Origin of the sequence: Bacillus sp. FJAT-29814 (assembly GCF_001510715.1) — a bacterium.
In the GTDB taxonomy this organism is placed as follows: Bacteria; Bacillota; Bacilli; order Bacillales; family Cytobacillaceae; genus Neobacillus.
The window spans coordinates 489,752-516,491 of record NZ_LMTJ01000003.1 but is presented as its reverse complement, the minus strand read 5'-3'; the positions used below and the strand labels follow the sequence as shown (position 1 = coordinate 516,491).

Sequence of the window (26,740 nt, the reverse complement as noted above, 5' to 3'; positions counted from 1 at the left end):
GTCAGGCTGCTTGGAAATCGGGCGATAACAATCCAAGGTCACAAGGTTATCAATGTTTCTTCAGCAAAGAACGGAACATACACTAGTCCCTTTGGCGGATTGCCGCGGCCTTTTGTGGTCGCCTTCACATTCACCTCTCCCCTGCGGGAAACAACCCTAATCATATCGCCTGTTTTAATGCCAAGTGCTGCTGCGTCATCAGGGTGAATTTCGCAAAGTGCTTCCGGGAATGCCTTGTGAAGCTCTGGCACCCTTCTAGTCATTGAACCGCTGTGCCAGTGTTCTAGGACACGTCCGGTACATAACCAGAATGGATATTCCTGGTCCGGAACCTCTGCCGCATCTTCAAATGGACGGAATAGAATCGCCGGCTTGTGATCGGCTGATTTATAAAAATCGAGATCCTGATATTTACTTCAAACACCGTGAGAAAGAAGTTTTGCCAAAACCTTGATAAATCAACCTCACTATTCACAAAAAGTGAAAAGGAGATTCACAGTTATTGCGAAAAAGTGAATTTTATTCTCAATCAGTGATATAACGTGAAAAATTTTTTCTCAACATTCATGAATATTGAGAACGAATTCCTTTTAAGTTAAATTAATTTAAAATATAAATATAGACTACGCCCAGAAGAAAACAATAAAAGAGAAGGCTCCAGTCCTTCTCTTTTAATAAAGATAATAACAATCCATTTTTTGTGCAGGAAAACGTTATATCCTTTTACCTCTTTCTCCTGTATTATTGATTACTCTTTCATTTTCGTAAATGATTGTTTGACTTAGATTTTCTTCAATTTTATCAAGTTCCAAATTAATTTTTTCAATGATTTGAGGTATATCGCCTAATGCACTTTCAATATCGTTGGTTTGATTTGTTATGTTTCTTAAAATATCTGCTCTTTCTTCATTTATCCTATCTTGAGCTATTTGAAAGGCGATTTCCAAGTCTTCTGGTTCCCCTGTATGGTACAGATGGGATTCTTGAGCATAGTCTGAAATATCAGGTTGATAAGCTGCTAATTCAGATAATTCTGCTTCAATAAAATCCATTCGCTCATTTAGCAACTTTAAGTATTCAACCACAGGAGTTATATCAACTTCATCCTTGAATTCTTCAATTATTTCAGAGATAAAATCTTCAACACTGTACCACATTTTTTTAAAATCTTCCCATAAATCCCTCGAAACAGACCCATCAAAGAAATCAAATATCTTTTCATCCCGACAATATTCCACTTCTGCAAAAGTGAACAGTCCTTCATCCAATCTTGCTGCAACATTTGCAGACTCCCTCAGCATTTCCTTCATAAATTCATGGACCACATTATAATACGAGGTGCTGAATCTTTTTGAATGCCTGATTATTTCAGGAATGAGGACATTATTTATCCTATCTACATCGGCTTTATTTTTGATGATAATCCCGGCCTCAAAATTGTTTTGGCTTTCATCTGAAAAATTGGCTGAACCAATGTAAGCCACATTATCGGTGGTTATTATTTTAGAATGGTTCTCGAAGTTAAAGTAAAGGGTAACATCACAATCGAAATTTACTGAATCTAGGGTATCACAATAATACTCTATATTTTCTAATGCCCGTTGCGCTGGTGTTTTCCATGTTTTATATTTTGGTATTACATAAGTTTCAAAACGGCTCGGTATGTTGGTTATAATATTAACGGATACCTTTTCATCTATTTCATATAGCTTTTCTATTAAGTCTGAATCGTTCTTAGAAATATTGAACGTAACAATGTTTACTGTCCTAGTATTTTCGAAATCATCCAATACTTCTTGGTAACCGAAAGAATCCTTACTAAGATTAATTACTGCATCTGTTACATTAATCTGCTTCATCATTTTTCATCCCCTCCATTTATTCTTCGTTTCTGTTTTGTCAATGACAATTATTCCGTCAATAAAATTCTATCTATATTTTAGCAGAAACCTAATGCTGACAATAAATAATAAACGACCAAATAAAACCCAATATACGATGTTTGGTTAGCATGAGGATTGGAACCCGTTTTTCATGTTAGCATTAATTTTATTTAGAAATCGCATTAAAATTTAACACAACCTTGAAAAAAATATAAAATGGAATTAGCAATTAGGTATTTTAACGAGGTGTAAAAATGTCCGATACATACTGCAGTACATGTTACGAGGAACTGGAAGAGGCTTTTAACAAATACGGAATAATACTGACTGATGATGATTATGAATGTATTTCATGCAATACTGGTATTGAAGTAGGGGATATGTATTATTGCATAGACTTCAGTGAAGTAGTATTAGCGGTCGACGAACTAGCAGAAGTGTTATCTCAGTACATTGATGCCTGTTTCAATTGTAAGGGAAGAGAGATTGATGATTATTATTATGCTTGGAACAAGGATGCAGATAGTGAAGAATATCAAGAAAAATCAGTAGGTACATCTATAGAAGATTTTTTATTTAATCATGATATTCCCGAATTAATTCATAATGAATTAACAAAGCAGTTACAATGTCAACACTGCCATTATGGAAAGGACCCAATGCATCCAAAACACAACCCAGATGGAGGCATTTTTGAACTATACGATGAGGTTTATACCCAAAAGGAAATTGATGATTTTTGGGGATTTGATTATGAGGAGTTTTCCGAATTCGCAGCTAGGTATGGAATTACCCTTGGTAAAATGGATTTTAGTGATTTTAAAGAATACATTAGCAAAAACCCGTTATTAGCATTTAAACATCCTGTTGGTCAAAATATTTATGATGTACTTAAGAACCACTTTGAAGCTGAAGACTATATTGTACTGAAGAAAGGGAATATATTGTACCGTGGGAGGAGCCGTAAGATTGATGCTGAAATGTTTATGGACAAACAGATGTGGAGCCCACCCAGAGGTGTTGCCTCGCATGGTCGATACAATCTAATTGGAACCTCGGTTTTATATTGTTCTGACAAGGTAAAATGTATCCCATTGGAAATACATCCTGGACATGATGAAGCAGTAGATATTGGTATTTTCGAAACTAAAAACGATTTAAAATTATTAAATATCGATTTCTTTGAAAACTTCGGTGGCTTCTTCAGCGAGAAGGATGAGGATACAAAAACATTAAAAGAAGTTTATTTGCTACCGAATTTCATCAGAGATTGCTGCTATGAAATTGGTTATCATGGGGTTAAGTATGAAGGAGTTCATCAAGAAGAGAACTACACTAATTACGCATTTTTCAACATCGTAGCCGGTTTTGATATTCAGGTGAAGAAAGTATATACATTGGATATGAAAATTAAATATGTGGTTGAAATGGAAGACTAATACTATATGTATTTATGCAAAATTATTATCTAAAGGGTGAGGAAAGTTGAACCATAAAGATATAGAAAAATTTCTAACGAACCAAGGTCTTACATTTGAAAAGATTTTAAATGAAAGAGTATATAACTTTAAAAGGGTGAAAATACCAGAACACAAATTAAACCTTATTAATTCATACTGTTTAAAGGAAGGCTGGTACTTGGTCGAAGCTGGGAGAGACATTGATGACCCATACTATATATATATGAATATAAGACCTGCAGAAGAGTTTAAAGTTAAGGTTATAATTAGTAGTGATGGTTCAAGTTATTGGTATAGAAAGGATAGTATTTTTAAGGCGAAATTCAGTGACAAAATGAAAGATACATATGAAGTGATTGAACCAACTTATTCGAAGGGAAAATCTATTCATAAGTCCCACTCAGAAATTATAGAACTTCTGTAGAACATTAGAGAAATGGACCGCCATCGTTAAGCGGTCCTATTTTTTTGAGAAAAGATTATTTAATCAAGTAATAATAATCCTATTTAGGAATTTCGCTTTGTTTAATTAAATTTGGTCTCAAATTCATATTTAACTACTTCAGGTATATACCTGCTTCTTTTCTTTAACATATTGTAGAAATACCGATATTTTTTTTGATGGGTGATAAATAAATTCTCATCAAAAATGTTCATATCATATACCATAAAATAATCATTTTCTTTTAGAGTACAAAATGGATAGAGGTCCAAAATAAGAAGCGGATTTGATGTATGAGGAATAAATAGTTCGAAATCTGCAGAAACAATGAAATTATTATCTAACCATTCGAGTGGAGTTTCTCCTTTGATTAGAAACCACCCTTCTGGAGTTAGTTGGATATACATTTTCCCATTATATGTTACATATCTCGCCAAACCCAAGGTTTGAGCTTTCTCTGGACCAAGAGTTATCGACGGCACATAGGCAAGCCGAACCCATTCTTCTCGTCTGTCCTGTAACTTACCAATAGTGCTTAATAGCTCAAAGATATTATATGAATCTGCTTGATAATTATAATACCGTTTTAATCTTTCGTGGCTTTCTTCTAGTTTCCATTGCGAAAAGATATTTTCATTAAAATAAAGCTTTTTATTCTCCCTTAACACCAATTTTTCAGAAATTAAATAAGAAAATAAACGTCTTATCATATTGCTGTCATTATTAGTAATAAAAAGTGCTTGTTCTATTTTATTAAGTTCTTTTACAAAACGTTTTTTCGTTTCATGAATTACCTTTTCTTCCTTCATGTAAAGGAGCAATTGAATGCATCTTAAGAAATAACTTGGTGTAAATCTATGCTTAATGTCTGGAAGCTCAGATACTACTAAGGACCTTCCATTCTGCCATAACACTGAAAATAAATCTTCTGGAACAGTATTGTTAACCATGCAGCCAAATTTAGATAGTTCCTTTCGATTTTCATTCTTAGGTGGAACTCCTGTAAAAACAAATTTAAATAATGAATTCAGAGAATCATTGCTCATTTTAGGAAAGACTGTATTCATCAAATAAGAAAAGTTTAATAATTTTTCACAAACTTTAATCACATACCACCTTTTTGTAAAATTATCTTCTATATGCACTTCTAATTCTTTTGCAATTGTTTTTATTTCTTGGACCTCTAAAGTTAATAATGCTTCTTCTAAGTTCAAATATCCTCCCCTCCATCCAATAACTGTTCTAATGTAATAATTCTAAACAAAAATCCATAATTAATGAGGCTTCTCTTTCTTCTAAAATAGTCCTTTTCTTCAATTGTATTACTTGTTACCAAAGAAAAGAAATGAGCATCTTGTTTTTGATTTTCTGATGGAAGCAATTTACCTATCCGAAGATACTCTTCTCTTCTTGAGCCTTTTTGATAGGAAATCGAAATCATTGTATCAATCTCTTTTAGTTGTTTTTTCTCAATCATGAGTGATGCAGTTATCATATTTTGAATGCTTTTATCATTCCATGCTACATTTAAACGTTGTATCTCATTCGGGGAAATGTTACTTGTTATGACAGGCAAATCTAAGTATTCTCCATAAAAATCTGCTAAAGGTAACCGATAAGAAACAATTAATGTACGGTCTCCAGGTCTTTTCTGAAGGATATATTCAAGAGCTATTTTTTTCGATTCATTCTTAGCAGCAATATTTCTTCTTTCGGAATCATCCTTGGCTCTCGAATATTTTTCTTTTTCTAGTTCTGTTAGAGGGATTTTAATTTCAAAACAATGGACGGGCACCTGAAATCCTAATTTTCTTAAGGTTTTAGGTAATATTTCAAACCATTTAGGACCTACAAGTGCAAATACTCTATTTCCATTGTTATCTGCCCGCGCAAGGGTGGATGTTAAAGCTATTTTATACGATGACCTTACATTAATTGCTTGTTCATAGTTTTCGGCTGGTAATTTATGAGCGTCATCATAAATTACAATTCCAAATTCGCCTATTGAATTTAGATTTTTTACCACGTCTTCATATGTCCCAATGGTAATAGGTTGTTGTTCAACTGAAGTATCAGAGATTAATCCGATTTTTTCCTGGGGATAATCAGATTTCTCCTCTAGTTCCACTATCCATCTCTCTATACTGGAATCATTCTCCGTCACAATTAGGGTAGTCGTTTTCAAACGTTCTATTATACTAAGGGCAACAAGAGTTTTACCTGAATTTGGGGGCATTATAATCGTTCCACCGCCGCCAGCGTACTGATGATACTTTATAAATGACTTGACGGCTTCCTTTTGATATTCAAACAGTTCTATTTCATTTCCATATGTATCTTTGGATAGAACATTAAAATCAAATACATCACTAACTTTTTTGGTAACATCTTTTACGAATAAATCGTACTTAAAAAGAATTTTCTTGATTTCTGCTTTCTCCCAATACGGAAAAGTGATTGAACGTTCATCTTCATCAATTGCCCTGATATCTATACCTTCAATCCCTTTTATAAAAGTAATGATTTCATTATTTCTTCCTGTAAGGACAACATAATCCCTATCGGAATGGAATTCAAGCAGTCCGAATTCCCTTATATTTTTTTTGATTTTTAATTGGAATGATTCTGTCATTTCGTTTTGAGTGTTTTCATGAAGAAATGAAATAATTTCATCGTCCGTAATTCCCTTAGCCGCAGCAGTCCATAATGAATAAGGGGTAAGTTCAAAGGTACTCACTTCCTCTGGAGCTTTTAATAAATTTGAAAAAGTAATGAGTTTTTCTTTTAGTTTTTCATCTTCGTCTAACCAATCAAGTAAATAAAACAATCCACTATACTCATGAATAATAAGTGGTTTTTTGTACAATTGATAGTCCCCCTCTAAATTGTTATGTTATACGATTGATTTATTTACATCTTCAATCAGGTCCAACAATCTTGGTAAATCAATTAAAATGATAGGTTTATCTAATACATATTTAATAGCTGGAGCTGTAAAATACCCCGTTGTAACATAAAGACCTTCCTTGGCCTCCATGTCCATTATGGCGCTATGAAACTTTTGAATATCTGGTCTTGTTACTTTCGTTGCATTATATCTCTTGCATTCCACAATTAAAATGTCATTACCTTTTCTTAAAATAATATCTTTACCACCATCACCTGTTATAGGGGTTAATGTAGTTTCATATCCCTTCATGCTAAATAAATCTCTAATATATTTCTCGAATTCAAAGGGCTGCATAGATTTAAGCTTGTCGGCTTTTGCATGCATTAATAAATTCTCTTTCCTTTGAGAGTGTCTGATAAATTCTTCCTCTCTTTGACGTTCGGCTTTTTGTACCAGATGGTTTTGGATTAGGAGGAATGTAACCACTACAATAGTAATTGCAGCAACAGCAAGCATTGTCCAATCTAGAAAGGTAAATTGCATTATTTTAAATTGCAAATAATTAATAAATTCCTTAAACCAATTTAATAACCCTTGAAAAAAAGCATATAAAATGATGCCAATCAAAATTAGCCCTTCCAATTGGCGTAGGCTTTTTAAATTTTTTCTCCTTCTTCGCCTTCCCACGAGAACACCCCCAATTGTCCTATTTATTCCTTATTCCGAATTTCAAAGGAATATTCTCCAAGAAAATTGTTGATGCATTTTTAAACGTGTAAAATTCAACACTTCTCCCCAAACGGAATTTCCAGAAAGGTTTTCAGGTGATTTAAAGAAGCTCATAGTTTTTATAACTGAACGAGCTAGACTGTTAATTTCCAGGCTGACCTTCGATGAAAAAGTTCTTTAGGGAAGCTGTTATTATATGTATTTTACTGTGAGTTTGGGATTTAGATGCGGACCAACTTGTTTTTCAACTGTATTCATCCCAATATATCCAAAATTACATTATTATATTTTTCTACTAATTTAGCAAATATTACTAGGTAATATTGTCTATCCTTAAATTTTTATATAAAATAATGGTAGATTTTGTAGAAATATGGAGGTCATAAAAATGTATTCGCCTAATTCTCCTTTTATATCCCGAGTTAAAATAAAGAATTTCCGAAATTATAATGAAATAGATGTGAATTTAAATCACAAACAAATAATTATAGGTGAAAATAACGTTGGAAAAACAAATTTTTTAAGGGCGATACAACTTATTCTTGACCCACAACTATCAGATGAAGACCGTTTTTTGTTGGAATCAGACTTCTACGGGGGACTAAATAATCCGATGGAAAACGGTGAAAAAATTGAAGTCATGATTGAAATTCAAGGTTATGAACATAACAAGACCATCTTATCAACATTATGTGATGCAACCGTTTCAACTTCTCCCAAAACTTTACGTTTTACTTATGAATATTACCCTGCTAAAAAGGTAAGTGGCAAATATCAGTATATGTATCGTATCTATCAAGGAAATGACGTTGATAATGCCTTTACACCATTTCTTCGCCGTTATTTAAATATTAAAGTAATCCCTGCAATACGTGATGTAGAATCTGAGATGAGGAACAGTAGAAGGTCTCCGGTTAATCAGTTGATAAAGCAATATGAAATCAATAAGGAAGAACTTCAATTTATTGCAAAAGAATTAAAAGAAAAAAGCGATGAGGTGTTGTCCATTGATGAATTACTGGACTTAACCGAAAATATCAATAAAAGATATTCGGATATTATAGGGACACAAGTAGACGCTGCCGTGTCATTAGAAACGATTGATGTGGACCCTAACAGGTTATTAAATACCTTAAAGTTAATGATTGGTTCCAATGCAAAGCGACCTACAAGTGATACAAGCCTGGGATTAAATAATATCCTTTATATTTCATTAATCCTACTTTCACTGGAAGATAACACAATACCTTCCATCCTAAAAATAGATAGGTATGAAGAGTTACTGCAGGAAGCAGGACATGAAATCATGCAGGAATGCTATAAGAAAAATACTAAAAAGGATAAATTAATATTAAAAAAGAACATAACGGCTAGCAAACGAAAGAAATTATATGAATTTATGGATAATCATTCATCCAATAAGGGTGTTACCATTTTAGCAATTGAAGAACCTGAGTCCCATTTACACCCTGCCCTTCAGCGAATCATTTATAAAGATGTAATGAAGCAAAATACATCATTATTAATGACTACACATTCACCTTTTATAACATCCGTAGCTCCAATTGATTCCATCGTTCATATGCGATATTCAACAAAGGGAACGGAAGTAAATACGACGGCTTCCCTTAAGCTTGAGGACCGAAATCAAAAAGATTTGGAGCGCTTTGTTGATGTTAAACGAGGCGAAATTTACTTTGGAAAAGGCGTAATTTTAGTGGAAGGGGATGCTGAAGAATACCTTATTCCGAGTTTTGCTGAAAAGTTAGGAATGCCATTAGATAGTAAAGGACTTATCTGCTGCAATATCAGCTCCACAAATTTTAAGCCTTATGTTCAGTTTTTAGATGCACTGGGCATTCCTTATGTGGTTGTCACCGATGGAGATTACTATTTTGTTGGTAAAGTAGATGGGAAGGATAAAAAGATTTTTGGGAAAATGGCAATTGATGCTCATACTAGGTTCGGTTACGATGGGAACGACAGAGTGGCAAAACTTTTAATTGATACAAACAAAGTAAAACCAAATAAAGTTCCAAAAGATTACCCATCACAGGATATCTTTTTTAAGAATTATGGTTTTTTTATTGGTATGTACACAATGGAAATTGATATTTTCAAAAAAACGGTAAATGAAAAAGATAAAGAAATCATTATTAAATTATTCAATGACCTCACATTAGGTAAAAAGCAACAAAAGGAGAATTTTAAAAAAGCATTTAATAACGGGGATTTTGTCTCCTGTCTTGCAAAAATTGAAAGCAGTAATTCTAGTATTGGTAAAGGGCGCTTCGCTCAACAATTCTCTATTGATTGTAACTTGAATCATATACCTGACTATATAAAAGAGGCAATCGAAACTATTTACAAAAAAGTAGATGATATTTAATGGACTTATTTGCACAAAAACTTCAGCAAATACAAAAGGATAGGGAGCAGTTAGAAGCGTTTGAATCGAATACCAGCACTGTTGTTCTAGCTGGCCCTGGGAGCGGTAAAACGACAGTATTAACATTGAAAATATTGAAATTATTAAACGAGAAGATTGATATACCAAGAGGATTAGCTTGTATTACTTTTAGTAAAGAGGCAGCCAAAGAGTTTACTACCCGAATCAAAAAAATGGGTTATCAAAGGAGAAATAACGTGTTTTTAGGGACTGTTCATGCATTTTGTATCGCCCACATTTTAAAACCGTTCGCCCACCTTTTTGATGATGGTTTTCCTATTCCATTAGATATTATTACAGAAAGCGAAAAAAGAAGTCTTTATAAAGCAATACAAGAAAAGTTTAGCTTAGACCCATGGGACTATACAAAGGAAAGATTAGACACAGAAAGATGCCATTCAATTAAAGGCTTAAGTAAAGTTCCTTATACTCCTAATCCTATTTTAACTGATGCGATAAAAGATTATGAGCGAAGGTTAAGAAATTTGGGTAAAACTGATTTTATTGAAATTATTAAATATTCCAATGAACTAATTGTCCGTGAAGATTATGTACGCCAATGTTTGGAAGCAAAATTTCCTTGGATACTTATTGATGAATATCAAGATAATGCAAAACCAATGCATGAAATGATATTAGCTCTCCTTCGAACAACGAATATTAAAATTTTTGCAGTTGGGGACCCTGACCAGTCAATCTATAGCTTTAACGGCGCAATACCTGACTTTTTACTAGAATTACATGTTAATCCTGAACTAAAATCTATCCATTTAAAAACCAATTATAGAAGTAATCAAGAAATAATCGATGCTTCATCAATTGCACTTAATTTGGATGACCGTGAATATAAGGCAGGAACAAGACACGGGGAATCAGCAGAGTTTCACTTTATTACATGTGATAAAGAACTAACCGACCAATATGATTATGTTATTAATACAATAATTCCACAGTGCAAAAAAGATGGGATAGAGTTTGATGAAATATGTGTGTTAGTGAATAGTGGGGCGGCCGCCAACACTTTAGCTTCAATAATGGAGCAACATAATATCCCCTGTTATTTAGCTAAATTTGATTTTGCAAATAGCGATGTGGTTTTATGGTTAAAAGATTGCACTTCTTGGTTAACAGACCCATCATCCAAACTGTTCACAGAGATATCTGATTTCTGGATTAAATTATGCATGAACTTCTCAACTAATTTTTTAGAAGAAGAGCAAATTATATTAAGAAAAAATTTTTATAGCACCCTTGTTGCTAGTAAAAAAAATGAGCAAAATTTATTGGACTGGTTAACTTTTCTAGAACAACACCTTAACCTTATTCAAACAGTAAAAAATGTAGATAAATACAAGGAGGAACAGAAATACTTAGATAATTTATTCGAATCCGCTAAAAATGGAAAATACAAAACCTACGATATAACACAGTTTTCATTGCTTGGAAAACCTAACAATCAAGTTACCATTTCAACTAGGCATAGCTCAAAGGGATTGGAATTCGAAGTTGTTATCATGTTGGGAATGGAAGATGGGATTTTTCCTTATTATAAAAACGTGGATGATGCGAATAAGCTAAATGAAGACCGAAGATTATTCTTTGTTTGTTTAACAAGAGCAAAAAGAGTTTGTTATCTGTTAAGATCAAAAAGGTATTTGAAAAAATCAGGATATGGATATAATCGGAAAGAGCCTTCGATGTTTTGGATTGAATTATACAATGCATGTCGTGAAAAAAACATTTCAACGTTTATAAATTAATAATAAATAAGTGATTAGATAGCAAAAGAGCTATCTACGAGGTTGCTTAAACAAAAAAACTTTTTTTCCTAAAAGAACTTACAACACCTGTAATAATCAAAGCGAGCATTAGACAAAATTTTATGCTCGCTTTTTTAATTTTAAAACAGCCTCTACACAAAATAACATCTATATATTCTTCAACTACACCATCATCACATCCCTTAATCTCCATCAGAGCTTTCTTTGTTTCCTCAACTGAAATATACTTACTCTCACATCCGGTCCAAGCTTTTTGTTTAGATGTTATTTTTCCTTCATCAATCCAACGATAAATTTTCGATTCCCCGACTTTAAAAACTTTCTTCAACTGTTTTACTTTGAATCCGTGAGTTTCGATTATATCGAGCGTTTTCTTTCGAATAAAGCAATCTAGGACTTTAACATTAATATAGATGTCATTTAAACTCTTTGGGTTCTGTAGTGTAGCAAAGTGCAATTCTTCGTTCAGCAATAATTCGATTAATGAAGCACTATCTACTTCATATGGTCTAAGGTACATAATTACCTTTTTTAAACCAACCCAATTTGAATCCTTCAAGTAATTCCTTCTTTGACAATGAAATTAGATTTTGAAAAAATCGTTCTGCCTCTTCCCTCTTTATATACCATATCGGATATCCATCTTTTTTCGGTCCATGAAGAACGGGGATAAGTTCCATTTCTAAAAGTCCAGTTGCCATATGAAATGTAACACCTAAATAGTTCATTAGCTTGGATATATTCAAGCATTCTTTTTTCATTTTTAGATAATCAAGAACACTTTCTTTCAATTAGATAAACTTTCTTTTTACCTAAATCTGAATCGTGAAGCTTTATCAATCCGAATTGACACAAATTTTGAAAGGTACCCCATTCTGTTTTCAACATGTGAAGAGCTTCAGAATGAGTAATATATTTTTTATGCTGCTTGTTTCCTTTAAACAATGTATTCTTATTGATATTTATATCAGTAGACTCCATAAGGTTCGCCTCATTAATCATTTTTAAATGATGGTAATCAGCATTATAAGAATCAACTGACTTTACCTTTGTTTTATGAAAAGCACATAGTATTTCAGGTAAATATTTATTGGGCTCAACAGTAACAAAATGGGCAAGAGTTGTAATGAACCGCATCATTACTATATTTCTTTTTTCTGATCTGCGTTTTAAGAAGTTTATTTTTTTAATGGGACTAATGTTTCTAAATGATGGAAGCTCTATGGCTTCCTTCAAATTCACTAGAAAACAGAATTTAAAAAATAGAAAAAAATAAATCCCCCAGGAATCCCATTCATTTTGTATCGTTGGATATTTTTCTTTTATATAATCTTTGGGTTGAATGGCATGATTTAATGCTTGCATGATAGAAACATAGGAAGGTGGACTGAACCCGAGGTTATATCCAAGGGGATATCCTGAAAACTCATCCACAACTAACGTTATAATAAGTAAGCTTTCAGCATTCTATCTGTTTCTTGTTTCCCAAAATAGTAATTTGTGTGAGCTTCAACAACCACTTTTTTTGCTCTTAATAGGTTGCTTTCACACATTTTTTCTATTTCATCTTTAGAAATATTGAAGTTTTTAAAAAGGTCCCTTTTCGTGTAATACAACTGCTTCCGCTTTGTAGTAAAAAAAACATCAAATGTTTCTATGTTTCTTGGAAACATTCCGTTTCTTATTTGAGTCTCTTTAAATGACTCCAATTCTTTTTTTATAAAATCAAACTCGCCATGGTTGGATATAAAATTCAAAAAATGTCTTTTTCTATACTTTTTGCGTGATGAATCACTTCTATAAAAAACGTTTAAGGCATGGATAAAATGATTCGGAAAGTTATCAACCACCATCCAATACATATTTGCAAAAGAAACGGCGTATTCTTCTTGATTACCGGATTTTAATTTAATCTTGCTTCCTAAGAAGTTCGCTTTTGTGTCAACGAAGCTTTCAAAACCATCAAATACTCGAAACAACGAATCAAATAGAATCATGACTTGAATTGATGTTAACCCTCTAAAGCCTTTTTTATTATCTCCGTTAATCAATTGTTGAAATTGATACTGTGCCAAATGAATATAATCATGCTGTTTTATTTCTAATGGTTCTGCAAATTCCAAATGAAAATAACAATGACTGCAATTGCCACGGATTAATGCGTGCATCTGAATTTCGTTATAGCAACCTGGGCATGTGTCTATTAAGAAAACATTATGCTTTGCACACATACTGATTGGTTTTAATTCCCATAAATATTGATGAGCTTTGTTATCTGCTAAACATTTTGGACAATATTTTATTCCTGAACGATGGAACCACATTTTGATTTGACTATCGTTCAGGTTCTTTAACATGGAGTGATAAGATTTGGAATATAGTACATTTTTGTCATTGCCGCTTAATACTGATATTTTTTCACATGCCTCATCATCAACTAGATTCAACGGCAACTCCCACCACCTTACTCCTAAAACATGTCCGAAAGGAATCGATGAATCTAGATGGTTGGTGAACTATAGCCGATATAAATAACTAATTAAGCTTTCCTCTGGATAGATTTCAAAACGATTAATAAAAGGTCTGATGTTTATCGCTCCTTATTTTTTTTACCGAGAGTATTCACCTAAACTTTTAATTTTATGCATATTTTTATAGTTTTTAAGAAAAACAAGGATAAATACTTATATCAATAAGACATTTAAAAGTATAATAGACAGAGAAAATTTAAACTTAGCAAGGATGGTTCCATGTTCATTTATCAATTGTTAAAAGAATATAAGCGGCAATTCGGCTTTAATAGTACGTTTCTTCGAAATGTAAAAATTAATGGCTGGATTATCCTTTACCTTTTAACCAGTCTTTGTTTTCCAGTAATCATTTTTTTATTTTTTTATGGCAAGGAAATAAAGTGGATGGTTTTAAGCATTATTATTTATTTTTTAGTGCTTTATTTTGGCGGAGAGCAGCATAAACGAAAAATGATTAAATTTAAACCTTCAAATACTCTTGCTTTCAATATAGAGCCTTTTAGGAAAATGCTAAGCGAGACTTTTTCAATTACAACCGATGAACAATTGTTAAGATTGGATGAAATCATCAAAAGGGAAATTGCGATGGTCGAATATAATCGGAAATATCCACTTTCTGATATAATCAGACAATTAGTTGTTGCTGTTCTGGTTACGGGATTATTGTCATATGCGTTTTTTGAAATCAGAGATGGGAATATGGAAAAAGCTACACCTTTATTAGCCATCTATTTACTCTTTATTGGTTTAACCTTCATGGTTGGTGGGGTTTTAAAACAAATGAGGGAATTTGGAGCGAGTTCTCACCTAAATGACATTTCTTTTCTAATTCAATTATCGTTGCTGGATAAATCCATTAATACCAATAGAGAGGAATTCCACGAAGAAAGCAGCATCAGTCAAATACCATCTCGAAAGGAAAAGCATAAATAAAGAATTTTATTAACTTAAAAGAAATTTATTTTTGGTATGATGAGGAGATATTGGATTGAAAGCAGTAGAAATTGATAACAAAGAACTATTATTAGCTATGAATCACTTGACAAACCAAATAGGACAAACTTACTTCAGGCTTTAAAAGAATTGGCGATTAGATATAATAATGACCCCTTGGAAGGAAAACGAATAAAAAATCGAATCGTCCATTTAGCAGATACAATTAAAAATGATGGTTTATAAAAAAAAATAAATTTTGGTCTTGGGTGGAGAAATTTTTACTCCACCTCTTTTTTTAACTTAAAAGTTTAATATATAAAGAAAAACATATTTTTTTACCTAGAAATTACAGGAAATACATCGATGTTTCTAGAAGTTTTTTATTTCTGGAAAATAATCGTCTAAAGGTTGATACAAAATGGCAACCAAGGGTTTGAATAAAAAACCAATTAATAACCGGAAAATTCCTAGAAACAAACGGAAATTATATCCAGTTGTTGACAGCCTAACGCTGTTTCGATTGCACCATGCAGATAAAGTGTGGAAAGACAATTTAAAAAGCCAATTACAGTTCGAGGAAGACCTTGTGTGACCGTCTAGTTAAATGAACAGTTTTTGCTTATATAAGTGACACATTTAAATGGAAATTAGATTAAAACCAATATCCTTTGACAAGGAGCCTCTACGAACATGATTCTATTATAAAACGAAGTCATACTGTTTTTGGCAAATAAAAAGGCAGTATATAATCCCATTTCTAATGATAAAATGGAGGTTTTTGCTGACGGTACCATAATCTTATATTAATTTCAGGTATGTCAGAAAAGGATGGTTAACTTAACCATCCTTTTTTATTACTCCTTTGTTTCTGTTGATAGTACAGTATGGTTACATCCCTTTGTACCTTGTGTATTTTCTGATAGTTTTCAGTAAATCATTTAGTTATTTTAACCCTTCATTCCATTATAATATAAATAACTAGAAGTAGGGACAAAATTCTAATAAATATATACAAATTTTGAAGAGGTTTACGGTGAACGAGGAAAAGAATTTATCGAGGTCCATCATGTAAAACCATTACAAACTTTAAAAGGAGATGAGCAGCCATTTGACCCCAGAACGGACCTATTACCCGTTTGCTCTAATTGTCACAGAATGATACACAGAAAACCTGATTATGTACTTTCTATAGATGAGATGAGAAAAATAGTAAACAACAAATTATGAGTAAAATAAATTCTATGAACATGATACATTGGTAAATTACACAGCTAAAATTCATAAACTGTACAAAGCATTGGATTACTTGTATTGGGGCGATAAGGATGAAGAGTATAAATGAATTAATTGATGGAATATCATCAATCCTTAAAGAAGAAGAAAAATCATATGATTTACCTCATGTTTGTGTAAGATACGGCTTGGAAAGTGGAGATGAAGCGGAAGCAAATTCTAGTAAAAGAGTTTATGTACAAAGAAGACTTAAAAGCAAAGACAAAGGATTTTTAATAGAACTAGCTAAGAAGATAATTAAGGATTACGGTTCCTCAGCAATTGACTTAGTAAAAATTGTGCAAAGAATAGACCCAACTGGTCTTTATGCGATAAGTGAAATAACCAGGAAAAATATTATGGATGACCTATATTTGAGAGGCAACATTCATGGGAAATCTGAATTAATAGAATTCCTAAAACGTATTTGGGATTTAGAAAATATGCCATCAACTGATGCTAGATTTAGAAATGCATTGGGAGATATTTCTCAACATGTAATTAATAATCCAGATTGGGATGATAATGATTTATTCGAAAATTGCCTAAAAATCTTTGCTGTTCCGGATGAAACCTTTATTCATTTTCTGGAACAAGTGGTACACCCATCCGTCCGTCAACATGATGAACAAACAGATTATATCAAACTAATTAATTACCATTTAGTTAGGGATGGGTTTCAAATTGTACAAACGGATAGCATTTCAGGTTACCCAGTTTTTAAAATAAACAATGTTCAGGGTGGGGTTCAGGGGATAGCTAAAAACATTATTTTTGCTGCAGTTGGAGCCAAACCAGAGATTGTTATTATCGATTCCATTAATAACGATATTAAAATAGTAAAAAACGAAAAAAACTGCCTTGTATATGACCTACCTATTCCAAGTACAGGTTTATTATGGAATGACCTAGTAAAATGGTGGGCGGGTAAAAAAAATGTGTTAATAACAGATATAGAGATTGAACAAACCCTTTATAAGCGATTAGCTAGTTCATTAGATTCTGAGCCTGAAAAAACCCTTTTCTTTAATTATTACAAGTTTTTCAAGAACGAATTAAAAGAAAATTTCCCTGCACTGATTCCGCAAGTTTATTTACATTATGACCCTTACACGATAAAACAAAGAAAAAATTCAATTGTTTTACCTAGGCAAAGAATGGATTTTCTTTTATTACTCCCTAATAAACAGCGAGTTGTTTTAGAAGTTGACGGCAAACAACATTACTCAGATGGGGATATATCAAGCCCGAAGAAATATTCGGAAATGGTAAGTGCTGATAGAGAATTAAGACTTAATGGATATGAAGTATACCGCTTTGGCGGTTTTGAGTTAGTGAATGCGGAAACGAACATACAAATGATAAAAGATTTTTTTGAAAGGCTATTTATCAGGCATAGTATTAAGGTTGAATAGCTTTTTCTGAATAAAAGGAGAAAACGATGGATATTAAAAAGGTCAAATTCAAAATTACGGATGAGGAAGGTTTTGCTTTTCTCGATGACATAAAAGTTGCTGAATTCGAATTTTATGAAGATTCGAATGGGCGAAAATGGATAAATAATATTGCTGTTAAAAAGGAATATCAAAAAAGAGGGATTGGCACTGAAATGATTCGTTTAGCGGTTGAAGAATTTGGAGAAGTGTACGCTTCTACTGCCAGCAAGATGGATGGAAAAGATAATGATTATGATACTAGACATTTGTCGACGGAAGGAGCAGCATTAGTCAATTCCAGTATTCGAAAAGGCATATTAAAAAAAGAATGGGTTTTTAATCCTTACTTTATTTACGAAGATGATGATTTCGAAGAAGGCGACGACCCCGAGTATTGGGAATATTTAAGACAACAATGGGAAGAGAAAAAGGAAGATGAATAAAAGCTTGGTCAATAATGACCAAGCTTTTTTATCCATTTAACATTTTTAAATTATTGAATCGCTTCCATGAATTGTTCATCTCTTTCGCTTTTTTGCGCCCATTTTCGCTCCGTTAAATAGGCATAAGCCAAAGGAGCGCTTAATATATCCTTTTGGTATTTATTCGTGTTTTTTATTGTATTCAAGACCGCCACTGCAAGCGAAAGTGTTCCACTAGTAATACCGATTTCACCAGAATTCTGTATTGCATTTGCAAAACCGAAAGCACTCGCTGAAAGCGAACCAAAAGTAATATAATCAAAGACTTTCCATTTATCCCTCATTTTTTCTGCAATAGAACACTTTTCTTCTTCAATCTCATTAATAAGGAATTGCAGCCTTTCATCATGCATATCTTTTGGAGCAGAATCAATATTTAATAATTCCCGTTCAATGTATTTACGAAAATCTTTAAGCTGTTTTTCATGTTTTGATTTAAAATCATAGAGGTCACCAAATTTGGTAATTTCCATTGGAGTAGGAAAAACATTATTAAGTATTATTTTTCTCAATCCATTCCGATTAATAAATCTTCCCTGGGATTCCGTATCCACTGTTATTCTTGTCTTAATACTTGCCATTCTGTCAGTCATGGGCTGGCTACCCTTCACTTTGCCAATTACCGTTGCCAAATAAAACATAAAATCATTTGCAATTGATTGATGTATGTAATACCAGCCATCCCGATAAAAAGCCAATTCTCTTTCCACTAACGAATTTCCGATTTCATGCATTTTCTCCAGGTGTATCTTCGATACATGTACCAAATTACCATCTTTTCTTTTATAATTTTCTTTTTTGTCTGCATATGCATTATCAACATAATTTAAGAAATTTTCTTTGAAGTCAGGTATATCATATGTATAAAGCATTGGCGAAATCTGTTCCACTAACCCCGTTTGAAGAAGTTCGCGCATATAATCCCCTTCAAATAAATCGGGATTTCTAAAAAAAGGTTTAGGAGTTATTGTTTCGACTGTATCCCAATACAATAATGATTTAAATAGCCACGGGGTCTTGGGTATTGTTATGGTTGGAAAGTATAATATTTTGTCCAAGTTCATCACCTTATCCAATGATTTTATCAGGTTCATAACCGTAATTTTTTAATCTTTGCGTTGCCTCTTCAATTTCTGTATCTGTAAAAAGGTGTTTAAACTCAACCTTTATTACAAGTGCCTCAACAGTTAAATCCAGCCTATTGTTTTGTAGCAAATTCATAAATCCATCACTTATCTTATTCTCTTTTAATAATTTCTTTGCCGTTTTCAGTCCTCCCTCGTTCGCTACCATTTGCAAGAACCTTGTTGCCCTATAATGGCAATGTTTTAAAGCAAGATTATAAATATCAACCATTGCCTTATGGAAATCCTGTTCTGCAGACATAAAAATCCCTCCAATTTTTCGCCTTATTGTTTATACATAGCACAAATGAGTGGAAAACTTTGTCGAATTTAGGTGGTTAAAGCAGAAATAAATTATTAGAACAGGAAAGAAAATGATAAATTTCAAATTGCGTTTTTTAAAGAATTAACAATAAACGAATGAGCAGAGTATATTTCTTTTAGTTCTAATTCATTCAAATCCTGGCAATGTGCGATTTTATTTCTTAAGGGATAAAATAATCGCAATTGCCTATAAAACTCATCTGGTAGCGCTTCAAAAGCTTTTGAATAGGTACGCAAATAATGGCTTTCGTATTTATAGAAATGTAGACAGTCAAATGTTTTAGATGGGGGACGTTTAAGCACGATTCTTGGGGCAGCGTGAAACCAATTTACTCCGTAAGATTCGGTCATTCTTCGTTTAACATATTGCCGAAGTAAATTTTCAATTTCATAAATTAATCCATAAACAGATTGCATTGTTTTTAGTGTATTTTCCGTTATCATTGGTCCAACTCCTAACCAAGTTCAATCAAAAAAAGAATCAGATACCATTCGTTATGATTGCTTTGATAAATTTTTGACGGGAATCTTTCAACCAAATGAATCAGATGATATGGTATAAATAGATGATTTTATTTTTGGTGAATAATGTTTTGCAGTTTGTCTAAGTTGGATTTTCCTAAACCTGACTTCTATTATTTTCGCAAATTCTTTGAATAAGTTTCTTGTTTTCGCAAGTAGTGTGAATAAAAAACTTGCACAATTAATGATATAGGATTTTTTATGTTTGCCGTTTAACGTCATTTTTACTGAAAAAAGCCTTTTTCACATTTTGTGAATAGTGAGGTTAATTTATCAAGGTTTGTAAGACACTCTTTCTCAAGAATAGTGAAAGTTTCTCAGGTTTTATGAACGATTCTCACATTCTTTGAAGGATTACAAAAAACCAGGAAGCTCGAACCTGGTTTTTGCAATCGAAAAATTATAAATTCGTCCCCTCATGTGAAATCATGGAACCATTTTAGTGGATTTGGCACTCTCTGCAGTCCGTTTAACCCGCTCGCTTAAAGGCTTTTTAAAAACAAGCGCGATAAGGAAGCTAACTCCGATAAAAGCCAGAAGAAATAAAGCATCCCTTATGATGTTCTCCTTTATCATCCCTCCTACTGTTTCCCGAAGCATGCTGACGGCATAGCTGAACGGCATGAACGGGTATAATTTTTGAAAAAAAGGCGAAGTCAAGCTCACCGGGAAAGTTGCTCCTGAACTGGAAATCTGCAAGACCAAAAGTATAATTGCCATGCCTTTTCCGATGCTACCAAAAACCGAACAAAGCGTATAAATGATAATCATAAAAACGATGCTAATAAATAGGCTTAACAAAACGAACCAAAGTTTATCCACCACATAGGTATGGAGTAAATACAAATCCCCCAAAGAAACGATTGCTGCTTGAATGATGCCGATGGTCAGGAAGGTTAATAACCTTCCAAAATAAATTTGATATTCCCGATATTGATTTTCCGGGTCCTCCACATCTACCCTTAGCGAGGCAACCAGCATCGTTCCGCCTACCCATAAGGCCAGCATTGTATAAAAAGGCGACATCGCCGAACCGTAATTTGGAATCGGAAAAATCCGTTTTGTTTTTAAACTGACTGGACTGGCCAGGAAACTGCTTTCCTTTTCTGGGTCATGTTTTAAATACTGAATTAATTCGAAAATATTTACACTATTTTTTAGCTTTCTAAGCCGGTCTGCAGCTGTCCTAACTTTAGTTTCAAAACCAGGCAAATCATTTCTGGCAAAGTCCGCTGCTCTGTGGATGGCTTGCTCCACTTGTGGAAGCTTAGTCCGAATCAGATCAGCAGCTTTTCGAATGTTGGCCTCCAGTCCGGGCAAGTCATTCCGGACAAACTCGGCTGCTTTATGTATTCTTTGCTCTATCTCCGGAAGGCCATTGTTTACAAAATCAGCTGCTGTGTTAATCCCCCCTATTACCATATCTACGTTTTGCTGCAAGCGTGCCCGCGTATCTTGAATGGTTCCGTGAATTTTGACTAGTTCATTATATAATCCATTTAATTGCTCCTGATTAGCTGATGGGTCCTGTTGGTTCGCTGTATTCACACTATCGATTGCTTGTTTTACTTGTGTTTCTATTGCTGTCAAATTCAACACTACCTCATTGGTGATAGCTGTGGTACTTTGGATTTCTGTCGCCTTTTCCTGGAGGGCAAGTATTTTATCACCAGCAGTTTTGATCGTTGGCAGGCTTGATTCAATCTTAAGGATACTGGCTCCGGCCTGATCAATTTCGGGGATTCTGTCTTCCAATGCGATGATTTGCTGCCCTTTCTCATGAATTTCAGGAAGTTTCCCTTCTAATTCAATCGCTTTTCTCCCCATTTCTTCGATTTGCGGCAGGGCTTTTTCCAATTCAAAAATTTGGTTTTCCACTGAGAGAATCGAAGGCATATCTTTTTCCAGTTCAACCCCTGCCTTATAAAAGGCTGAAAAAATCGCCTCACCGACCGTTCTGGTAAAAGCTTCACTAATTTGGGCGGTTACCCCTGAAGCGCCAGAGGCAGCAATTTTAGGAGCAACCGCATTGATTTTTTCATTTACGCCATACTCAATTTCCGCTTTTGTTGGATTCTCTTCTAAAATACTAATAATTCTTTTGGAAAAATCCTTTGGGATGATGAGATACGCATAATAATCTCCGTGTTTGACACCACGAATTGCTTCATCACTGCTGACAAATACCCAGCCTAACTTACGGTTCTTTTTTAAACTTTTTATTGTTTCCTTTCCAACATTCATTTTGTTGTTGGTTAAATGAACAATAGCACCCTGATCATCAGATGCTACGGCCACTTTTATACCCGAGGTATTTCCATAAGGATCCCACATGGATTTAATGTTAAACCACGCATAGGCCGACGGAAGCAGCATCAGACCGGCCACCAACAGTGCAACTGTAGGGACACTAAAGATATTTTTCCAATCGTTTGTATAAATGCTCCATATTTTCCTCATTTACAAGAACAACCCCAATCTGAAGCTTACTCATTTTATTGTTGGAAATTAGAGGGTTTTTATCCCATTTAAACACTCTCTGGCAAAACTCCTTTGATGCCAAGCCCAAACGTGTCCCCACTGTCGGGAAGCTCGCATAAAATAGTAAAAAACTCAGGAGGAGTGAGGTATGGGGCTATTTATCAATAACAGCAAACATCCGGACGTATTTAAAAATAATCAAGTGCTTAATGAACCGAACCAGGCGTATTCGAGACGAGATTTTTTGACTGAATTTATGAAGGACGAATCCCTTAACAAGCAGGAATTAATGGAGAAGGTAAAGCAATTAAGCCAATCGATTGAGGAGATGGCAAATCGGTTGGAGAAAAATGAAATGACCAACCAACTGGTTTTACAGCAAGTGAATGAGCAATTGGAACTGCAGAAGGAAACCGCGGTCAAAATCAGCGAACAGGAAGAGTTGCAACTGAAGGTAGCTGAGAAACTTGAGGAACAAGAAGAGAGGCAAACAGAAGTTTTGACTCGTTTGGATACACAGGAAGCATTGGTGGATAAAATAACCCACCAATTAAATCATATCCGTTCGATTCTCTTTGAGCGGACTAACTATTTAGCCGGAAAAATTGAGGAAGGCTACCGGGTCACCTCTTCCTACGTCTATAAGCTGATGACAGGTACCGACAAGCCGTTGACATTTTTTCTAATGAACCAAAAGAAGGAAGAAAATCAACAAAAGATGGATTAAAGTTAAAAACCGTTCAGGCCACTTGCAGGCATGAACGGTTTTTTATTAAACACCTTTATTGAAAACGTCTGTTAAAACAGGGACGATTTGCTTCTTACGGGAAACAACGCCCTTAAGTGTTGCGGTATTGTTGGAAAGTGTCACATTATAAGCTTTCTCAACTGCGGCAGTTTTGCTGCCTAACGCCAATCCGACAGAGTCATTCGTTAAAATATCAGTGACAACGAACAAGAATAAATCCAAGTTCTTGTCTTCGATTTTTTTGGAAATGGCTTCTTCCAGTTCTGCTTGACGTGCCAAAACATCAGCAGTGTCAACAACATTCACCTGGGCAATTTCAACCTTGCTTGAACCCATTTCAAAGCCTTTGGCATCAAGAGTAAGCAGGTCTTCGACCGATTTGTCTCTTACATCCGCTCCGGCTTTTAACATTTCAAGGCCATAAGTTTCCGCAACAACGCCGGCAATTTCAGCAAGCTCGCGGGCAGCAGCCACGTCTTCTGCGGTGCAAGTTGGCGATTTGAACAGCAAGGAATCAGAAATAATCGCCGATAACATAAGGCCGGCAATTTCCTTTTTGATCACCTTGCCATTTTCTTTGTACATTTTATTTAAAATTGTCGCCGTACAGCCGACAGGCTCACAGCGATAGTACAATGGATCGCTTGTTTCAAAATTAGCGATGCGGTGATGGTCAATAACCTCTAACACACGAACATCGGTAATATCCTCTGCACTTTGCTGGCGCTCATTGTGGTCAACAAGGATCACTGAATTTACTTCTGATGCCACCTTTTCAACTAAACGAGGTGCTTCAGCATTAAAAGTTGTCAGTGCGTATTGGGTTTCACTATTAATTTGGCCGAGGCGGACCGGTTCAACATCCATCCCTAGCTGTTTTTTCAAATCTGCATAAGCAAGAGCCGAACAAATCGAATCTGTGTCCGGATTCTTATGGCCGAATATCAGTACTTTTTCCATGTTACTTCTCCTAACAGTATTAAATGATGTAAGGCAATCCAATATAGAATTCCCCTATCGGAAATTATATATTAATACGGCATGGGTTTCAAAATTTTTTTACCATTAGTACCTGTTCTGTTGCAATTTGATACCCATTCTCCAATAAAAATTGAATGGCCTGATCCGTCGCCGAGTTGTTGACTGTCATAATTCCTACCTGCTTTGTTGCGCTATCGGATATGCTTGCCAAAACTCCATTCATCAAAGGGCTAGTAACCTCCCGAAGAAACTCAAGCTGATAGATGATGACTCTCTCAAGTTCACCCTGGCCGTTCCATACTCTCCTGAACAAGCAATATCCTAGAGGCTGGTCGTTACTGTCGTAAAAAACTTGTGCCTCCCCTGCTTTCACACTTTGCCACTGGCACTGCCATGGGACATTCTCTTTATAGAAGGAGTGCAATGACAGTTGTTCCGGTCGGATCGATTTAACTTTCATGGAAGATGTTTCTGATTTGTCTGCCTCCCACTTCCCGTTCGCGAAAACGACACTGTCAACAATTTCGTAGCCGTATTTCTCATAAAGCCTGATGGCTCGTTCGTTCTCTTTTATCGCTTCGAGAGTGGCTACTTCGACTCCTTCTTGCTGGTAAACCTTGAGGGTCTCCTCCATTAACCGCCTTGAAACTCCTTTGCCGCGGTATTCCGTCACCACTCCAGTGCCGCCGTTCCACGCGGTCTTTTTTCCGTCTATCATTCTTATGCCATTGACAACAATCGCTACTGGTTTTTCTCCAACAAAGCCCACTATAGATAAACCCATTGACAACCCTTCATTGACAATCCGCTGAAAAAATGAATCCGGCGTCATTTCAATCTTGACGAAATACCCTTCAAAGCCGCGGTTCCAGGCGGTAATAATGTCTTCAATTTTACAATCTGTTAATGTCTTAAAAATAATATCCATCTCGGCTACCCCCTAAAAAGCAGAAATACATCTCGGTTTATCAAACGTTAAAAAAAGCCGGTTAACTGTATTCAAATAAGCAAGGTCTGAAAGCTTCGCCCTGCCAAACTGATACAATTCTTTAAAACTGACAACGCCCATCAGCAAGGAAGAAAAGTCAGACACATCAAGGGAAACTTCCACTTCATATTCCTCTGAATCGTTGAGTTCCACCATACCCTCAATAAAGTGCAACACAAGCTCCTGATTGTTTTGCGCCAGGAACGTATCTTCAATCGACAATTTCATCGTTAGACTCACTGCGTTAAACGAATGATCCTGTAAATCTTCAAAAATGCCTTTTGTGTTAATCACCCGATACATCAACCCGACACCGGAAAGGCTAGATTCATGGTAAACACTCGGAATCAGATTATGGCTGCCATTGCGCGGGTCATTTATCAAGAAATGGGCATTCTCCTCCTGTGTATTCCAGACTACTTGATGAACCTGGTCCGCCTGGCTATGGAGGAAGGTGCTGATCTCCATTAACGCTTCCGGCGTCTCGGCGATCAGTTCTTTAATTAGCAAATCATAGTGAGCAAAGTTGGTTGTACTCCTTTTTTCAAAAGAAAATAATAGATACCCTTTTAACTCATGATTGGCCTCAAAGCCGATGAATCGATTGGATGGATTTTTGAACATCGCCTCCAATTCCGGTTGTGTTTTTAAAAACATTCCATGGGTGGCTTCGGCATAACGGTTATAGCATTCCCTGACTTTTTCCTTGTCCTCAGCCGTCAAATATCTTAGGTTGGCCTTACTTGGTCCCTTCGGAAAGCTGTCAGGGCTGATCTGATATTGATGCATTTTGGGACCATATCCAAAGCCCATTTTTTTATAAAAATCAGGTCGGAACGGATAGAGCAGCACCATATTGACGCCTTTTTCCAAAAACATGTCGAGGAACCCTTCGATTAATTCCTTGGCCGCCTTTTCTTTTTTATGAAGCAGGTCAACAGCCACCAGCCCGACGCCGCCGACAGAGATCATCTTGGAAAAAAGATTCATATGATAATAGTAGATTCGCATCCCGGCAATCAGTTTGTTATCGCGAAACAGCCCAAATAACTCTCGGGACTCATCATCGGTTTGGATTTCGTTAAACTGGTGAAGCATCCTGTCCCGCACTTCTTGTGAAGGTGAGCTTGTACCTGGAAACGCATTTAAGACAATTTCAATAAAATCCGGTAATTCTGACTCGGTTAATTTTCTCAGTTCGCTCATCGTTCGATTCACCCCTCTAAATAGACTTATCAGTCTATTTAATTAAACCAAAAATTTCCACGCTTTTCAATTATA

Annotated in this window: 26 protein-coding genes; 10 read left to right on the top strand and 16 right to left on the bottom strand. The window is 34.8% G+C overall.

What is annotated here, in order from left to right; all coding sequences use genetic code 11:
- Window positions 1-38 precede the first annotated feature (38 nt).
- Together AR334_RS30335 and AR334_RS10205 are read right to left on the bottom strand one after the other, a co-directional pair.
- Entirely contained in the window at window positions 39-263 is a 225-nt protein-coding gene (locus tag AR334_RS30335; RefSeq protein WP_253701254.1) for a molybdopterin dinucleotide binding domain-containing protein, read from the bottom strand.
- A gap of 450 nt (window positions 264-713) precedes the next feature.
- The gene (locus tag AR334_RS10205) at window positions 714-1,862 is read right to left on the bottom strand and encodes a phospholipase D-like domain-containing protein (RefSeq protein WP_066309241.1); all 1,149 of its coding nucleotides are present in this window, start codon (window positions 1,860-1,862) and stop codon (window positions 714-716) included.
- Between the two features lie 275 nt (window positions 1,863-2,137).
- On the opposite strand from AR334_RS10205, the gene AR334_RS10200 reads away from it, so the two are divergent.
- Both AR334_RS10200 and AR334_RS10195 read left to right on the top strand, forming a co-directional pair.
- Window positions 2,138-3,322 carry an RES domain-containing protein gene (locus AR334_RS10200; protein ID WP_066309230.1) on the top strand — a complete coding sequence of 395 codons (1,185 nt, stop codon included), beginning with the start codon at window positions 2,138-2,140 and terminating at the stop codon, window positions 3,320-3,322.
- Window positions 3,323-3,368: 46 nt separating this feature from the next.
- Window positions 3,369-3,767, top strand: a complete 399-nt coding sequence (locus tag AR334_RS10195) for a hypothetical protein (RefSeq protein WP_066309227.1) — start codon at window positions 3,369-3,371, stop codon at window positions 3,765-3,767.
- A 101-nt stretch (window positions 3,768-3,868) separates the two neighbouring features.
- On the opposite strand, the gene AR334_RS10190 is transcribed toward AR334_RS10195, so the two are convergent.
- From AR334_RS10190 to AR334_RS10180, 3 genes are read right to left on the bottom strand one after another with little or no spacing between them, the layout of a single operon-like run.
- Complete coding sequence (locus tag AR334_RS10190; protein WP_066309224.1) at window positions 3,869-4,999, bottom strand: hypothetical protein; 1,131 nt, start codon at window positions 4,997-4,999, stop codon at window positions 3,869-3,871.
- Window positions 4,996-6,651: a DEAD/DEAH box helicase family protein gene (locus AR334_RS10185; protein ID WP_066309221.1), complete on the bottom strand. Its 1,656-nt coding sequence runs from the start codon at window positions 6,649-6,651 to the stop codon at window positions 4,996-4,998. The genes AR334_RS10190 and AR334_RS10185 overlap by 4 nt, the downstream gene beginning before the upstream one ends.
- A 27-nt stretch (window positions 6,652-6,678) precedes the next feature.
- Window positions 6,679-7,362 carry a restriction endonuclease gene (locus AR334_RS10180; RefSeq protein WP_066309219.1) on the bottom strand — a complete coding sequence of 228 codons (684 nt, stop codon included), beginning with the start codon at window positions 7,360-7,362 and terminating at the stop codon, window positions 6,679-6,681.
- Between the two features lie 430 nt (window positions 7,363-7,792).
- Here AR334_RS10180 and AR334_RS10175 point away from each other — a divergent pair, with 430 nt between their 5' ends.
- Both AR334_RS10175 and AR334_RS10170 read left to right on the top strand, forming a co-directional pair.
- A complete protein-coding gene (locus AR334_RS10175; RefSeq protein WP_066309217.1) occupies window positions 7,793-9,793 on the top strand; it encodes an ATP-dependent endonuclease in 2,001 nt (666 codons plus the stop codon).
- The gene (locus AR334_RS10170) at window positions 9,793-11,613 is read left to right on the top strand and encodes an ATP-dependent helicase (RefSeq protein ID WP_066309215.1); all 1,821 of its coding nucleotides are present in this window, start codon (window positions 9,793-9,795) and stop codon (window positions 11,611-11,613) included. Before AR334_RS10175 ends, AR334_RS10170 begins: the two co-directional genes overlap by 1 nt.
- 46 nt (window positions 11,614-11,659) lie before the next feature.
- Here AR334_RS10170 and AR334_RS10165 read toward each other — a convergent pair whose 3' ends face one another.
- From AR334_RS10165 to AR334_RS10150, 4 genes are all read right to left on the bottom strand, one after another.
- On the bottom strand, window positions 11,660-12,193 hold the full coding sequence (locus tag AR334_RS10165; RefSeq protein ID WP_156431237.1) for an IS630 transposase-related protein: 534 nt from the start codon (window positions 12,191-12,193) through the stop codon (window positions 11,660-11,662).
- On the bottom strand, window positions 12,144-12,335 hold the full coding sequence (locus AR334_RS10160) for a hypothetical protein (protein WP_172799199.1): 192 nt from the start codon (window positions 12,333-12,335) through the stop codon (window positions 12,144-12,146). Before AR334_RS10160 ends, AR334_RS10165 begins: the two co-directional genes overlap by 50 nt.
- A 70-nt stretch (window positions 12,336-12,405) precedes the next feature.
- Complete coding sequence (locus AR334_RS10155; RefSeq protein ID WP_066309202.1) at window positions 12,406-12,999, bottom strand: hypothetical protein; 594 nt, start codon at window positions 12,997-12,999, stop codon at window positions 12,406-12,408.
- Between the two features lie 77 nt (window positions 13,000-13,076).
- Window positions 13,077-14,081: a TniQ family protein gene (locus AR334_RS10150; RefSeq protein ID WP_172799198.1), complete on the bottom strand. Its 1,005-nt coding sequence runs from the start codon at window positions 14,079-14,081 to the stop codon at window positions 13,077-13,079.
- Window positions 14,082-14,549: 468 nt separating this feature from the next.
- Here AR334_RS10150 and AR334_RS10145 point away from each other — a divergent pair, with 468 nt between their 5' ends.
- The 5 genes from AR334_RS10145 (at window position 14,550) to AR334_RS10135 (ending at window position 18,252) form a co-directional block, all read left to right on the top strand.
- A complete protein-coding gene (locus AR334_RS10145; protein ID WP_156431234.1) occupies window positions 14,550-15,098 on the top strand; it encodes a hypothetical protein in 549 nt (182 codons plus the stop codon).
- A gap of 421 nt (window positions 15,099-15,519) precedes the next feature.
- Window positions 15,520-15,693 (top strand): hypothetical protein, encoded by a 174-nt coding sequence (locus AR334_RS29465; RefSeq protein WP_156431233.1) that lies wholly within the window; start codon window positions 15,520-15,522, stop codon window positions 15,691-15,693.
- A 413-nt stretch (window positions 15,694-16,106) separates the two neighbouring features.
- Window positions 16,107-16,328 (top strand): HNH endonuclease, encoded by a 222-nt coding sequence (locus AR334_RS28830; RefSeq protein WP_082692888.1) that lies wholly within the window; start codon window positions 16,107-16,109, stop codon window positions 16,326-16,328.
- Window positions 16,329-16,426: 98 nt separating this feature from the next.
- Entirely contained in the window at window positions 16,427-17,788 is a 1,362-nt protein-coding gene (locus tag AR334_RS10140) for a hypothetical protein (RefSeq protein ID WP_066309186.1), read from the top strand.
- 26 nt (window positions 17,789-17,814) lie between these two features.
- Entirely contained in the window at window positions 17,815-18,252 is a 438-nt protein-coding gene (locus AR334_RS10135) for a GNAT family N-acetyltransferase (protein WP_066309185.1), read from the top strand.
- A gap of 50 nt (window positions 18,253-18,302) precedes the next feature.
- Here the strand turns inward: AR334_RS10135 and AR334_RS10130 are convergent, their stop codons facing one another.
- The 4 genes from AR334_RS10130 to AR334_RS10115 all read right to left on the bottom strand — a co-directional run bounded on the left by AR334_RS10130 (window position 18,303) and on the right by AR334_RS10115 (window position 22,721).
- Window positions 18,303-19,349 (bottom strand): hypothetical protein, encoded by a 1,047-nt coding sequence (locus tag AR334_RS10130; protein WP_156431232.1) that lies wholly within the window; start codon window positions 19,347-19,349, stop codon window positions 18,303-18,305.
- Window positions 19,350-19,359: 10 nt separating this feature from the next.
- Window positions 19,360-19,677: a hypothetical protein gene (locus tag AR334_RS10125; RefSeq protein ID WP_066309180.1), complete on the bottom strand. Its 318-nt coding sequence runs from the start codon at window positions 19,675-19,677 to the stop codon at window positions 19,360-19,362.
- A gap of 122 nt (window positions 19,678-19,799) precedes the next feature.
- Window positions 19,800-20,183: a hypothetical protein gene (locus AR334_RS10120; protein WP_066309178.1), complete on the bottom strand. Its 384-nt coding sequence runs from the start codon at window positions 20,181-20,183 to the stop codon at window positions 19,800-19,802.
- Window positions 20,184-20,687: 504 nt separating this feature from the next.
- Window positions 20,688-22,721 carry a YhgE/Pip domain-containing protein gene (locus AR334_RS10115; protein ID WP_082692877.1) on the bottom strand — a complete coding sequence of 678 codons (2,034 nt, stop codon included), beginning with the start codon at window positions 22,719-22,721 and terminating at the stop codon, window positions 20,688-20,690.
- 169 nt (window positions 22,722-22,890) lie between these two features.
- Here AR334_RS10115 and AR334_RS10110 point away from each other — a divergent pair, with 169 nt between their 5' ends.
- On the top strand, window positions 22,891-23,469 hold the full coding sequence (locus tag AR334_RS10110) for a hypothetical protein (RefSeq protein ID WP_066309173.1): 579 nt from the start codon (window positions 22,891-22,893) through the stop codon (window positions 23,467-23,469).
- A gap of 45 nt (window positions 23,470-23,514) precedes the next feature.
- Here the strand turns inward: AR334_RS10110 and AR334_RS10105 are convergent, their stop codons facing one another.
- The 3 genes from AR334_RS10105 to eis all read right to left on the bottom strand — a co-directional run bounded on the left by AR334_RS10105 (window position 23,515) and on the right by eis (window position 26,665).
- On the bottom strand, window positions 23,515-24,450 hold the full coding sequence (locus tag AR334_RS10105; protein WP_066309170.1) for a manganese-dependent inorganic pyrophosphatase: 936 nt from the start codon (window positions 24,448-24,450) through the stop codon (window positions 23,515-23,517).
- A gap of 88 nt (window positions 24,451-24,538) precedes the next feature.
- Window positions 24,539-25,399, bottom strand: coding sequence for a GNAT family N-acetyltransferase (locus tag AR334_RS10100; RefSeq protein ID WP_066309168.1), 861 nt, complete (start codon window positions 25,397-25,399; stop codon window positions 24,539-24,541).
- Between the two features lie 12 nt (window positions 25,400-25,411).
- Window positions 25,412-26,665, bottom strand: a complete 1,254-nt coding sequence (gene eis, locus AR334_RS10095; protein WP_066309166.1) for an enhanced intracellular survival protein Eis — start codon at window positions 26,663-26,665, stop codon at window positions 25,412-25,414.
- Between the last annotated feature and the right edge of the window lie 75 nt (window positions 26,666-26,740).